This is a genomic window from Gallionella capsiferriformans ES-2, assembly GCF_000145255.1.
In the GTDB taxonomy this organism is placed as follows: Bacteria; Pseudomonadota; Gammaproteobacteria; order Burkholderiales; family Gallionellaceae; genus Gallionella; species Gallionella capsiferriformans.
This window is the reverse complement of the sequence record NC_014394.1, coordinates 1,515,853-1,529,191: the sequence shown is the minus strand read 5'-3', so window position 1 is coordinate 1,529,191 and position 13,339 is coordinate 1,515,853. Positions and strand designations below refer to the sequence as shown.

At 54.2% G+C, this 13,339-nt stretch carries 12 protein-coding genes; 10 read left to right on the top strand and 2 right to left on the bottom strand.

Going from position 1 to position 13,339, the window contains the following annotated elements; translation table 11 throughout:
• Position 1 precedes the first annotated feature (1 nt).
• Entirely contained in the window at positions 2 to 1,468 is a 1,467-nt protein-coding gene (locus GALF_RS14925) for a tetratricopeptide repeat protein (RefSeq protein WP_013293364.1), read from the bottom strand.
• A gap of 289 nt (positions 1,469 to 1,757) precedes the next feature.
• Here GALF_RS14925 and ndk point away from each other — a divergent pair, with 289 nt between their 5' ends.
• Genes ndk through GALF_RS06965 form a run of 10 tightly spaced genes read left to right on the top strand, consistent with a single transcriptional unit; the run spans position 1,758 to position 11,716 of the window.
• Complete coding sequence (gene ndk / locus GALF_RS07010; protein ID WP_013293363.1) at positions 1,758 to 2,183, top strand: nucleoside-diphosphate kinase; 426 nt, start codon at positions 1,758 to 1,760, stop codon at positions 2,181 to 2,183.
• 11 nt (positions 2,184 to 2,194) lie between these two features.
• Complete coding sequence (gene rlmN / locus GALF_RS07005) at positions 2,195 to 3,286, top strand: 23S rRNA (adenine(2503)-C(2))-methyltransferase RlmN (RefSeq protein WP_013293362.1); 1,092 nt, start codon at positions 2,195 to 2,197, stop codon at positions 3,284 to 3,286.
• Positions 3,283 to 4,023, top strand: coding sequence for a type IV pilus biogenesis/stability protein PilW (pilW, locus tag GALF_RS07000; protein WP_013293361.1), 741 nt, complete (start codon positions 3,283 to 3,285; stop codon positions 4,021 to 4,023). The genes rlmN and pilW overlap by 4 nt, the downstream gene beginning before the upstream one ends.
• Entirely contained in the window at positions 4,020 to 4,922 is a 903-nt protein-coding gene (locus tag GALF_RS06995) for a RodZ domain-containing protein (RefSeq protein WP_041938009.1), read from the top strand. Before pilW ends, GALF_RS06995 begins: the two co-directional genes overlap by 4 nt.
• A 4-nt stretch (positions 4,923 to 4,926) precedes the next feature.
• Positions 4,927 to 6,165, top strand: a complete 1,239-nt coding sequence (ispG, locus tag GALF_RS06990) for a flavodoxin-dependent (E)-4-hydroxy-3-methylbut-2-enyl-diphosphate synthase (protein ID WP_013293359.1) — start codon at positions 4,927 to 4,929, stop codon at positions 6,163 to 6,165.
• Positions 6,166 to 6,219: 54 nt separating this feature from the next.
• A complete protein-coding gene (gene hisS / locus GALF_RS06985) occupies positions 6,220 to 7,494 on the top strand; it encodes a histidine--tRNA ligase (RefSeq protein ID WP_013293358.1) in 1,275 nt (424 codons plus the stop codon).
• 3 nt (positions 7,495 to 7,497) lie between these two features.
• A complete protein-coding gene (locus GALF_RS06980) occupies positions 7,498 to 8,136 on the top strand; it encodes a tetratricopeptide repeat protein (protein WP_013293357.1) in 639 nt (212 codons plus the stop codon).
• The gene (gene bamB / locus GALF_RS06975) at positions 8,133 to 9,278 is read left to right on the top strand and encodes an outer membrane protein assembly factor BamB (protein WP_013293356.1); all 1,146 of its coding nucleotides are present in this window, start codon (positions 8,133 to 8,135) and stop codon (positions 9,276 to 9,278) included. The genes GALF_RS06980 and bamB overlap by 4 nt, the downstream gene beginning before the upstream one ends.
• A gap of 41 nt (positions 9,279 to 9,319) precedes the next feature.
• Positions 9,320 to 10,732 carry a ribosome biogenesis GTPase Der gene (gene der / locus GALF_RS06970; protein WP_013293355.1) on the top strand — a complete coding sequence of 471 codons (1,413 nt, stop codon included), beginning with the start codon at positions 9,320 to 9,322 and terminating at the stop codon, positions 10,730 to 10,732.
• Positions 10,733 to 10,774: 42 nt separating this feature from the next.
• On the top strand, positions 10,775 to 11,716 hold the full coding sequence (locus GALF_RS06965; RefSeq protein WP_013293354.1) for a hypothetical protein: 942 nt from the start codon (positions 10,775 to 10,777) through the stop codon (positions 11,714 to 11,716).
• Between the two features lie 20 nt (positions 11,717 to 11,736).
• Here the strand turns inward: GALF_RS06965 and GALF_RS06960 are convergent, their stop codons facing one another.
• Entirely contained in the window at positions 11,737 to 13,158 is a 1,422-nt protein-coding gene (locus GALF_RS06960; protein ID WP_013293353.1) for a phosphomannomutase, read from the bottom strand.
• Positions 13,159 to 13,339 lie beyond the last annotated feature (181 nt).

The window sequence follows — 13,339 nt, the reverse complement described above, 5'->3', positions numbered from 1 at the left end:
CTTACGGCGTGGCGGGTTTTTTGGACCATTCGATTTTTTTGACGGGTGTTTTGACAGGTTCGCCACCCTCCGCCTTTTGCGGTTCATGCACCCCTAATTCTTCGTCGGTCAGTTCAATTCTCGCAGGGTAGCGAGGCTTGGTTTTTACATCTGCTTTCTTAATGTTTTTAACAGGCGTGTCGCGCAACTTAGGCTCGGGTTTTTGTACTGCTGCTTGCGGAACAGGTTCCGCCTCGGCAGGTTTGCGGCTGGCGTCGCTTTGTGGTTCTGGCGTTGCCGCGTGTCTGGCGGGTTTTTTGGCCGCAGCCGCTTTAATGAGCGGCTTTTCCTCGTTCAATAGCGGGTGGTCCGGATCCTCATCTTTTTTGGCCGTCTTGCGTGTTGCCATGCTGTCGCTGGGCTTTTTGTGCCGGGCAATATCTTCTGCACGGTGTCTGGCCACTTCCGCGTTGATTTCGGCGCGGCGTTGATCTTCACGCGCCTTGATGCTGTTGGCGTAATTGTTTTTTTGATTCGCGCGTGCCGCATCGCGTTCAGCGCGGGCTTGCTGCAGCGCTTTAATTTTTTCAGCTTTGGCTTCCTGCTGAGCAAGCAGTTTGGCGGCTTTTTCTTCAGCTGCGGCTTGTTTATAGGCGGCAATTTGCACTTCTAACGCCGCGTCAGCGACGGCCTTCTGTCTTGCCTGTTCCGCCGCCTGTGCGATCGCCGCATTTTCGGCAGCAACCCGTTCAGCTTCAGCGCGAAGCGCTTCTGCTGCTTTGACGCGGTCTGCTTCTTCGCGTGCCAGTTTTTGTTCGATTGCCAGCTTACGGCTGTCAATCAACTGGGCGATTTCATCGCGGCGGGCAATATAGGCTTTGCGCTGGTTCATGTCCGGTGCGCTAGTGATGGCCGTGTTGAGCCAGTCAATCGCAACACGGCTGTTTTGCGCGCTGCCTAAGCCTTTTTCATAACACTCGGCTAATCTGGCATGGGCGACTGAGTCTCCCTGTTTTGCAGCTAACTGATACCATTTAAAGACTTCACGGTAATCCTGCGGCACGCCCTGTCCTTCGGCGTACATGTCGCCAATATGCAGTTGGGCTGTTGCATTGTCCTGTTTTGCCGACAATAAAAACCAGTTCATGGCCTTTTTGAAATCTTGCGCCACACCTTTGCCTGACACATAGAGTTCACCCAATTTGTTTTGCGCCTCAGGGTGGCCTTGTTCAGCCGCTGCCAGATACCACTGCAATGCAATCCGGTAATCTTGCAAAATGACCCGACCTTGCGCATACAGCAGCCCCAGATTGAACTGGGCGATGGCATCTCCCTTTTCTGCTAACGGCAAAAAAAGGGTCGCAGCCCGGGCATAATCCCCGGCTTCTTGAGCCCGTTGTGCCTCCGCGCGTTTCGCTAAGGCCGGATTGTCTGTTGCCGCCTGCGACGAGCAGGCAATCAGCAGCATCAATACAAACAAGATAGGCATAAGTGTGTGAGTTGAATTATGTAGTTAAGTATTCCGGTTGCCGCACTTCGATTTTACCGTCAGAACGAGGCAGGTGTTGCATTCATTGGCGATATTTATCGGTATTGCTAATAATATCGGCAGCAGTCGAACAAACTTTACTTCGTTCGGGGGAGTTCTCTGGCGCGTGCGGCGCTTAATCCCGGATGACGAGCGGCGCGGATAGCGGAGTTCGACGAGCGACAGCAGGGGCAAACTCTGCTAGAATGAGCGGTCGTAATTTTATCAATCCCAGTTTGGAGAATTTAGCATGGCTGTTGAACGTACTCTGTCAATTATCAAACCTGATGCTGTTGCAAAAAATGTAATCGGTCAAATCTACTCGCGTTTTGAAGGTGCGGGCCTCAAGGTTATCGCTGCACGCATGACGCAATTGTCTCGCAAAGAAGCTGAAGGCTTTTACGCTGTGCACGCTGCACGTCCTTTCTTCAATGATCTGGTTGAATTCATGATCTCAGGTCCTGTGATGATCCAGGCTTTGGAAGGCGAAGGCGCCATTTTGAAGAATCGTGACCTGATGGGCGCGACAGATCCTAAAAAGGCTGACAAAGGTACGATCCGTGCTGATTTCGCTGACAGTATCGATGCGAATGCGGTACACGGTTCTGATGCAGCTGAAACAGCCGCAGTTGAAATCGCGTATTTCTTCCCTGCATTGAACGTTTACTCGCGTTAATCGTTTTAAAGATGCAAAATCTCCTCGATCTGGATGCACATGCGCTGACCGCTTATTTCACGGAAATGGGCGAAAAGCCGTTTCGTGCCAAGCAGTTGCTGCGCTGGATTTATCAGGTCGGGGAGTCTGACTTTGCTGCGATGACGGATATCGCAGCTGTATTACGCAACAAGCTGGCGCAAAGCGCCTGTATTACCGTACCCGATATTGTTCGGGAAGAATTATCCGATGACGGCACACGTAAGTGGCTGCTGAGCGTCGGTAGCGGCAACGCGGTGGAGGCGGTGTATATCCCCGAATCCGCGCGTGGCACGCTGTGTATTTCATCTCAGGCTGGCTGTGCACTCGATTGCTCGTTTTGTTCGACCGGCAAACAGGGGTTTAACCGTAACCTGACGGTCGCAGAGATCATTGGTCAGCTTTGGTGGGCCAATCATCAGCTGGGCAAGAACAGTGAGGGTAACTGGCCGGTGAGCAATGTGGTGATGATGGGGATGGGCGAGCCGCTGCTCAATTTCGACAATACCGTGAGCGCGTTGCGACTGATGCTGGATGATCAGGCTTATGGCCTGTCACGCCGTCGTGTGACGGTTTCCACTTCAGGTATCGTGCCGGCCATGGACAGATTGCGCGAAGAATGTCCGGTCGCGCTGGCGGTCTCCTTGCATGCACCGAATGACGCCTTGCGCGATAAATTAGTGCCTGTCAATCAAAAATATCCGCTTAAAGAATTGCTGGGCGCCTGTCAGCGTTATCTGGAAAAAGCGCCGCGCGATTTCATCACCTTCGAATACGTCATGCTCGATGGCGTGAACGATACGGTGCAGCATGCACATGAGCTGGTGCGACTGGTGAAAGATACGCCGTGCAAATTTAACCTGATTCCGTTCAATCCGTTTCCGCTATCGCCCTATAAGCGTTCGAGACCGGACGCAATCCAGCGCTTTCGCGATGTGCTGATGCAGGCAGATATCATCACGACCACGCGCAAGACGCGCGGCGACGATATCGCTGCGGCCTGCGGCCAACTGGCCGGTCAAGTGCTGGACAAAACCCGTCGCACGGGGACGCGTCCGGTAGTATTTCATGAGGCAGCACGATGAAACGCCTCGCATTGGTACTGGCGTTGCTGCTGGCAGGCTGTGGCGGCGCTGCGGTAAAACAGCAAAGCAACGAGCGTGCGCAAAACAGCGCTAAGATCCACACTGAGCTGGCGGGTATGTATTTTGAGCGCATCCAGATGGGAATCGCGCTATCCGAAATCGATCTGGCGTTGCGGGCCGATCAAAATTATGCGCCAGCCTACAATGTGCGCGGGCTGATCCACATGTCGCTGCGCGAGGACACGGAGGCCGAGGCTGATTTTGTACAAAGCTTACGTCTGGATAAAACGGATTCAGAAGCGCACAACAATTACGGCTGGTTTTTATGCCAGCGCGGGCGTGAATCCGAATCGATCACACATTTTATGGCGGCGGTTAAAAATCCGTTGTATACCACCCCTGAGCGTGCTTATTTAAATGCGGGCCTGTGTTTTCAAAAAGCGGGCAAGACACAGGATGCTGAAGAATTTTTACAGCGCGCATTGCGCCTGCAGCCTGAATTGAATCAGGCGCTGCTGGCCATGGCAGAACTTAAATTTGCAGGTGGCGAGTATTCGTCCGCCAGCCAATATTTTGCCGGGCTTAAGAAAGAAAATTTGACGGCAGCACAGCTATTGCTTGCCGTACGTATCGAACGCCGTACCGGGAACGTCAATGCAGAGGCGAGTTATGCCATGCATTTGCGTCAACGTTACCCCGATTCGCGTGAAACTCAATTATTGATTCAGGGTGAATGATGGAACCGTTAGCAAAGAATGAACCCGAGCAGACCGGAGTCCCGGAACAAGCGCTGGCATCGGGCACAGAATCTCAAGAGGCCGCCGTTGTAGAACAGGCTTCACCATCCGTGGGCTGTATTTTGCGGACTGCGCGCGAAAGTATGGGGATGAGCATAGACGATGTCGTGGTCAAGATTAAGCTTGCACCGCGTCAAATCATTGCACTCGAAGCCGATGATTTTCAGGTGCTGCCGGAGACGGCTTTTTTGCGCGGATTTGTGCGTAGCTATGCCAAATTGTTACAACTGGACGCGCAGCCGCTGCTCGATGCACTGCCCGGTGCGGTCGTTGTTAACACAGTTCAGGCAAAAGTAGAAGAACCGCTTCCGACTGAAAAAACCAGTCGTCGTCAAAATATCAATTTGCTAAGTGCAGCTTTACTCGTTACGGTACTGATTGCAGTCTTCGCAGCTTGGCAAAACAGCACGCCCCAACAGCCGGTCGCAACGATTGATCTTGCCGCATCCGATGTCGCATCGCTGCCGATGCCGGATCAAGTTGAAATGCTGGTCGCCTCGGAAGTGTCGGAGGTTATCGATGTGGCGGCTTCGTCGCCTGTCGTCGCTCCTGTATCGATGGTCATGTCGGCGTCGACCGTAGCTGCTGCCAAAACAGTATCGGCGTTGCGTCTGGTTTTTGATAAGGAATCCTGGGCGGAAATCAAGGATCAATCCGGAAAAGTACTGGCCAGACAGGTCAATGCGCCCGGCAGTGAATTGCGGGTTGAAGGCGTTGCGCCCTATACCATGGTGATCGGCCATGCCTCAGCGGTACATTTGTTTTATGGCGAAAAACCGGTCGATCTGTCGTCCTATGTTAATGCCGGCAGCGATGTGGCGCGTGTGACGCTGGAGTAAGTGTATGAATGTCATTTTGCGTCGCCCGTCGCAACGGGTTGTGGTCGGAAGTGTGTTGCTGGGCGGCGGAGCGCCTATCGTGGTGCAATCCATGACCAACACCGACACTGCCGATATCGATGGTACGACTAAACAAGTTTTTGAGTTGGCCAAAGCGGGATCTGAACTGGTACGCATCACGGTTAATACGCCGGAAGCTGCCGCCGCGGTGGTGCATATTCGTCGCAGGCTGGATGCGCTGGGTTGTTTCGTACCCTTAGTGGGCGACTTTCACTACAACGGCCATCGTCTGCTGACAGAGTTTCCCGATTGCGCGCAATCGCTTGCTAAGTATCGTATCAATCCGGGCAATGTCGGACGCAATCGCGCTGAAGAAGATCCTTTTACCATCATGATTCAAACCGCGATCAAGTATGACAAGCCGGTGCGCATCGGGGTGAACTGGGGTAGCCTGGATCAAAAATTAGTGGTGCGCATGATGGATGAAAATGCGCGTCTGGCAGAACCAAAAGATGTAAAAGAAGTGACGCGCGCCGCGCTGATTGCGTCTGCTATCGAGAGTGCGCAGCGTGCCGAACAATTGGGCATGGCGCATAACCGTATTGTGCTGTCCTGTAAGGTCAGCGAAGTACAGGATTTAATTGCCGTTTATCGTTCCCTGACGCAGCAGTGCGACTACGCATTGCATCTGGGGTTGACCGAAGCCGGCATGGGTTCCAAAGGGATTGTGGCCTCGACCGCGGCTCTGGCCGTGCTGTTGCAAGAGGGCATAGGCGATACGATACGCATATCCTTAACGCCTGAACCGGGCGGTGATCGTACCAGGGAAGTGCTGGTAGGTCAGGAGATATTGCAGACCATGGGAATGCGCGCCTTCGCACCGATGGTGACAGCCTGTCCCGGTTGCGGACGCACCACCAGCAGCTTCTTTCAAGAGCTGGCGCAAAGCATACAATCCCATTTGCGCACGCAAATGCCGCTTTGGCGCGAACAGTATAACGGTGTCGAGAACATGACTGTCGCAGTCATGGGATGTGTGGTGAATGGTCCCGGCGAGAGCAAATTAGCGAATATCGGCATCAGCCTGCCGGGTACTGGTGAGACGCCGGCCGCACCGATTTATATCGATGGCGAAAAGGCAATGACGCTGCGTGGCGACAATATCGCCGAAGAATTCACCGCGATCGTGGATGAATATGTCGCTAGAAAATACATTAAACGGGAAGTGGAAAGTGAGAAGTAGTAAGTCGGGTTTTCCCACTTCCTACTTACTATTGCCTACTCGCCAGGATTGAACATGAGCAACGAAACATTACAAGCCGTACGCGGCATGAACGACATTCTGCCCGATGAGGCCGAACTCTGGTTGTGGTTTGAAGGCGTGGTGCGCGATTGGCTGGCAAGTTACGGTTATCGCAATATCCGCATGCCGCTGGTTGAACCCACGTCACTTTTCTGTCGTGCGATCGGCGAGGTCACCGATATCGTCGAAAAAGAGATGTACAGTTTCGAAGATAGCCTGAATGGCGATCAACTCACGCTGCGTCCTGAAGGCACTGCGTCCTGTGTACGTGCGGTCTTGCAGCACAATTTGCTGTATAACGCGCCGCAGCGTTTATATTACAGCGGGCCGATGTTCCGTCACGAACGCCCGCAAAAGGGGCGTTATCGTCAGTTCCATCAGGTAGGCGTGGAAGCGCTGGGTTTTGCGGGACCCGATATCGATGCCGAGCAGATTTTGATGTGCGCGAGACTTTGGAAGAAGCTGGGGCTGACCGATGTGACGCTGCAACTGAATACGCTGGGCGATGTCGAATCGCGTCAGCGCCATCGCGCCAAATTGATTGCCTATTTTGAACAGAACAAGGAATTGATGGACGCGGAAGCTGTGCGCCGTCTGCACAGCAATCCGTTGCGCATACTGGACAGTAAAAATCCTGCGATGCAGGAATTGATCGAGGCTGCGCCTCGCTTGATGGATGAACTCGATGAGGCGGCGCTTAGCCACTTTGCGGCCGTGCAGGCGATTTTGACGCAGCACGGCGTTGCTTTTGAGATCAACCCTCGCCTGGTGCGCGGGCTCGACTATTACAATCGCACTGTGTTCGAATGGGTGACGACGCGACTAGGCGCGCAGGGCACGATTTGCGCCGGTGGCCGTTACGATGGTTTAGTCGAACAAATCGGCGGTAAGCCTGCACCTGCGATGGGTTTTGCGATGGGCATCGAGCGCCTACTGGTGTTATTGCAGGAAGCGGGTATGGCGTTGCCCAAACCGCAAGTTGATGTGTATGTCGTGCATCAGGGCGAGTTGGCTGCGAGATTAGCCAGTAGCGTAGCGGAACAATTGCGCGATTACGGACTACGCGTTGTGATGCATTGCGGCGGAGGAAGCTTCAAGTCGCAAATGAAAAAGGCGGATGCCAGTGGTGCATGCGTTGCCGTGGTGATAGGCGACGATGAAGCGCAATCGAATGAGGTGAGTGTCAAACCCATGCAGGGCGGTGCGCAGGAGCGGGTGAGCGTACAAAATTTAGCCACCACCATTAACAAACTTATCAAGCAGGAGTAAAACATGGCAGCTTTGGATTTGCAGGAACAGGAACAGCTCGATACGCTCAAATCTTGGTGGAAAGACAACGGCAACTGGATAGTCGGCATTGTGCTGATTGCGACCCTCGCGATGGCAGGCGTGCGCGGCTATCATTATTACCAGAACAAGCAAACGACAGAGGCGGCAACGTTGTATCAGCAATTCACTGAACAATTGGCCAGCAATGACGTTAAGCGTGTCAATGATGCGGCCGCTGCGGTGATGGATAAATATGCCAGTACACCCTATGCTGCGCGCGCGGCCCTAATTGCAGCGCAGGTCAATGAATCAGGTAAAGAGCCGCTGCGTGCCAAGACGCAACTGCAATGGGTGATTGAACATGCGTCTGAAGACGGCCTAAAAAGCGTTGCCAGTCTGCGCATGGCGTCGCTATTGCTCGATGAAAAGAACTACGCCGGCGCACTCAAATTGCTCGAAGCGAAGCATGCAGCCTCATTCGATGCACTTTATGCCGATTTAAAAGGGGATGTGCTGACCGCGCAAGGCAAGCCTGGCGATGCCAAACAAGCTTATAAGCTCGCCTATGACAAGCTGGACGAGAAAAGCGCCTATCGCAACTTGGTACAAATGAAGCTCGATGCGGCAGGGGATGCAAAATGAAAAAACTACCGCTGTTAATACTGCTGGCTTTGGGCGGATGCGGTACGGTCGATACGGTCAAGGGCTGGATGGGTAAAACGCACGGTGTGGATGAACCTGCAGCCTTGGTCGCTTTCAACGAATCAGCCAAATTTACCGAACGCTGGCATGCAAGTGTCGGCGATCCCGGGCAAAATCCGTTACATGCAGCGCTAACCGCCGATGCCGTATACGGCGTCTCCGGCAAGGGGACGCTGACCCGTTTACAGCGCGATACCGGCCGTCAGGTCTGGAGCATAGAGAGCAAAATTCAAGTATCCGCCGGGGTCGGCGCGGGCGAGGGGCTGGTGCTGATCGGCAGTGACAAGGGCGAGCTGCATGCCTTTGGCGAAGATGGAAAACTGCGCTGGAAGCAGACGGTGTCAAGTGAAGTGTTAGGCGTGCCGCAGGCGAGTGAGGGCGTCGTCATCGTTCGCAGCGGCGATGGCCACATTGCGGGATTGAGTGTTGCCGACGGTCACCGTCTGTGGGTGTATGAGCGCAGCACACCCGCGCTGGTAGTCAGAAGCCATGCCAGCGTCACACTGCGTCGCGGCATTGCCTACGCGGGTTTTGCCGGCGGCAAGCTTGTTGCGATTAAAATTTCGGACGGCTCTCTGCTTTGGGAAAATAGCGTTTCGCAACCGCGCGGTAACACGGAACTGGAGCGCATCAGCGATATCACCAGCAATCCCGTCGTAAGCGATGCGCAAGTGTGCGCGATCGCCTTTCAGGGGCGTCTGGCCTGCTATGAAGCCGTGCAAGGGAATCCGCTGTGGAATCGTGAGATCAGCAGCGATAAGGGATTGTCAATTCTGCGCAAACAGCTTTATCTGAGCGATTCTACAGGCGGCGTCATGGCGCTTGATAAAGACAGCGGCAGTACCGTCTGGAAGAACGATCAGTTACAGCTCAGGGACACCTCGACCCCCTGCGCTCAGGATCAGTATGTCATCGTCGGTGATTATCAGGGGGTGCTGCATGCCCTGAGCCGTGAAGACGGCCGTTTTGCAGCACGCATCAAACTCGATGGCAGCCCGATTCAAACGCCTCCGGTTGAAATGGATAGCGGTTTTCTGGTCCAAACTCGCAGCGGCGGAATCTATTCGTTATCTATACACTAGATAACCGTTATCAATTATTCATTATTAATTATCAATAAAAAATGTTACCCACACTTGTATTAGTTGGTCGTCCGAATGTGGGTAAGTCCACTTTGTTCAATCGTCTCACCCGCAGTCGCGATGCACTGGTCGCCGATCAACCGGGGCTGACCCGTGATCGCCATTATGGCCGCGGTCGTGTCGGTGAACGCCCTTATCTGGTGGTCGACACCGGCGGTCTTGAGCCCGTTGCCAAAGACGGCATCATGTTTGAGATGGCAAGGCAGAGTCGTCAGGCCGTCGATGAAGCCGATGTGGTGTTGTTTCTGGTCGACGGACGCGCCGGATGCACGCCACAGGATCTGATTATCGCGACCCAGTTGCGCAAAACCGGCAAACCAATTCTGTTGCTGGTTAACAAGGCTGAGGGCATGGCGCGCGCGCGCGTGACCGCCGAGTTTTTTGAACTTGGCTTGGGAGAGCCGTATCCGATTTCCTCTGCACATGGCGACAATGTCGTCGAAGTCATTGAAATCGCACTGGAAAACTTCCCTGAAGAAATCGTTGAAGAGGATGCGGTTGTCGAGGATAAGCCGCCTAAACTGGCGATTGTGGGACGCCCCAACGTGGGTAAATCCACCCTGGTGAATGCCATTCTGGGCGAGCAGCGCGTGATTGCGTTCGACCAGCCTGGCACGACCCGCGACAGTATTTATATCGACTTCGAGCGCGATGGCAAGCAGTACACCATCATCGACACGGCCGGTGTGCGTCGCCGTGGCAAGGTCGAAGAAGCGATTGAAAAGTTCAGTGTAATCAAGACAATGCAGGCAATCGAAGACGCCAATGTAGTCGTGCTGGTCGTCGATGCGCGTGATCAGATCACCGAACAGGATGCGCATGTGGCCGATTTCGTCTTGCAGGCAGGGCGCGCACTGGTGCTGGCGGTCAATAAATGGGATGGTCTGGATAATCACCAGCGTGAGATGGTCAAGAGCGATATCGAGCGTAAATTGCATTTCTTAGGCTTTGCTAAGCGCCACTACATTTCTGCGCTGAACGGCAACGGTATCAGCAACGTGTTGAAATCTGCGGATGACGCGTATGCAGCGGCGATGTCGAAGATGTCTACGCCTAAGCTGACTCGTGCGCTGCTTGGCGCGACCGAAAAGCAAGCGCCGCCTAAGGTCGGGCGCTTCCTGCCCAAGATGCGTTACGCCCATCAAGGCGGCAGCAATCCGCCGCTGATCGTGATTCACGGCAGCGGTCTGGACAATATTCCTGCCAGCTATGCACGTTATCTGGAGCGCTCTTTTGCCGAAATTTTCAAGCTGGAAGGCACACCGTTAAAGATCCAGTTTAATTCCAGTAAAAATCCGTTCGAGGGCAAGAAGCCGCGTGCGTTAACGGAGGCCGAGCAGCGTTCGGCTCACCGTGCGCGTATTCGCGGGCGTAAAATGTACGGCAAACAGTAATTTTCCATGAAGTAATGGTGGCGGCGAGGGAGGAGGCGGAGGGTGTTTGGCTTTTCTCATAAAAAGGATAGTCCTGAGCTGCTGGCCGTCATTGACTATGCGGTAGACAAGGTCGAACCGCTGCTCAGGCAAACGTCAGGCTATCCGGGGGACTTTCGCATCCCGGTAGTCAATGCGCTGCAATATGCACAGGAACTGGCCTCGAAAGTCTCAGGTCCGGTCACCCTCAATCCCGATGCATATGCGATGGACGCTTACGTGCATGCCATTTTCCCCTCGCTTGATTACCTCGCTGAAGCACTCAAAAGTAGCCGCGCCATGCAGGACTATTTTCACAATGATTATTCGGGTCGTGACGTGTATGCGTTACTGGGCATGCGGCGCATGGAAAAAATCGGGCTGGGAATGGAGTTGTCCGGCCAGTTATTACAGCAGGATGTGATGCAAAAATTTGTGTATTTCAGCAGTCACACGCTGGAAAATCCGGCCTCTAGTGAGGCCTTGTCACGCAAAAAAATGGCATGGACTTTTTTGGATAGCTTGCTGGCCCGGGTTGAAAAACGCGTGTCGGTGCGCAAACAGAAAATTCAGGTCCAGCGACAAGAAAGGGATTTGCTGGTTGCGAAGTTGCGTGTCGCGGAGCATGATCAACGCGCAGGGCTCCAAGCCCAATTAGCGGCATTGATGGAGGACATGGAGGACACGGCGCGCTCGCTCGACCTGAGGAAGTATTCCGATGATTTTGAGGCTGTGCTGTGCAATCCGGAACAAGCTTTGCGCCTGACGCCGTCTGCTATAAAACTGGATAATATGGGCGTCGTGTTGCCCCTTGATGCTGCGATAGCCGGCAATACACTGGTCTTTGACGAATTAACCGGTTTTGACCGTCGCGACTGGACGGTTACCATGGTGCATTTTCACGCGGTACAAAGCGAAAAATTTGCCGCACGACTCGATGCCAGCTACCGGATGTTGACCTGTTAAAGCGGGTAGCTGCCCGCTGATTATCCTTTGATTTTGCCTAGTACCCGCTGCACAAGTTGCATCGCACGCGCTTCACTCCCGGCTTCACAGTAGCAGCGCAATTCAGGTGCATTGCCTGAGGGGCGCAGGTGCACGATCTCGCCGTTGTTAAAGCGTATGCGCAATCCGTCCGTGGTGTCGCAATCGACGGGCTGTGCATCCTCGGGTGCAAGATAGCGCAGCAGCGCTTCAGGATCGCTGGTGAGTGTCTCAATCAACTGGCGGCTACTTGCTACCGGGAATTCCTGCAGCCTGTCACTGGCGGTAAAACGCGCCGGCAGACCCTGCATTAAATCGGATACGCGGCCACTGCCTGCTGCAGCCAGCACAGTCAGTGCGGGCAAAATCGAATCCCGAGTCGGTAGCGGCGCCAGATAGCTCCCGTCACGCGAAAAACGGGAGCCGACTAAAAATCCGCCGTTGGCTTCGAAACCTACGATCGCATCGGCTTCACCGCTTGCAACCTGCTGCATCCCTGCGATCACATAAGGTGAACCAATTTTTGTGCGCAGCACCGTTGCAAATTCGCCGCACAACTCGATCGCGGTGTTGCAACTGACAGGTACTACGACCTTGTTGGCCTTCAGATAACGGGCGCAGATCAGCCCCACGATATCGCCGCGCAGCCAGTTTCCGGTTTCATCCGAGATCAGCGGACGGTCGCCGTCGCCGTCGGTCGAAATGATGGCATCGAAATGATATTGTTGAGACCAGTCTTTGCCGCGCTGAATATCGATCTCCGCCACAGCCTCGGTGTCGATCGGCACGAATTGCTCGGTCCGTCCTAGCGAGGTAACCTCGGCGCCTAAGCCCTCCAGTATGGTACGCAACACATCGCGTGCAACGCTCGAATGTTCATAGACGCCAAGACGCAGCCCCTTGAAAGCGTCTTTAGGGAAAAAGTCGAGATAGCGCTGCACGAACTGGTTGAGTGCAGCGGGATTCACCGCCGGTAAATCACCGCTCACTTGGCCGATTTGCACCACCGCTTCGCTAATGGCCAGTTCATCCGCCTTGGTGATTTCGCCGTCGGGCCGGTAGAATTTGATGCCGTTGCGATCAAAAGGAATGTGACTGCCGGTTACGACGATAGCAGCAATGCCTTCGTTCTGCGCATAAAGGGCGAGGGCCGGTGTGGGCAGCGCGCCGCAAAAATCAACCTGAACGCCCTGTTCTTTGAGTGCTGCGGCACAGGCGGCCACGATGCGCGGACTGCTGGGGCGCAGATCCATGCCAAGCGCAATGCGCGTCACCTTGAATGACGGCCTGATCACGTTGAGGAAAGCCGCCGCGTAGGCTGCGCAAACCTCATCTGTCATCGCACTGACCAGACCGCGCGCACCGCTGGTACCGAAGGTCACGCCGCTATGCTGCATTACATCAAGAATGACAACGGTTTTCAATTGCGAAACTCCTTATAAAAATTGGCAAATACCGCGAGCTGGCGTAGGTAGCTTATTCAGCGTCTGGGCTGCCGGATAAAATGATTCAGGCATTTTAACTTGCCTGAAAATTTCCTTGATCTTTTTTGAGTGCAACTGGCGGGGTAACGGGGGCCCGCCCCGGTCTGTACCGGGGCGGGTG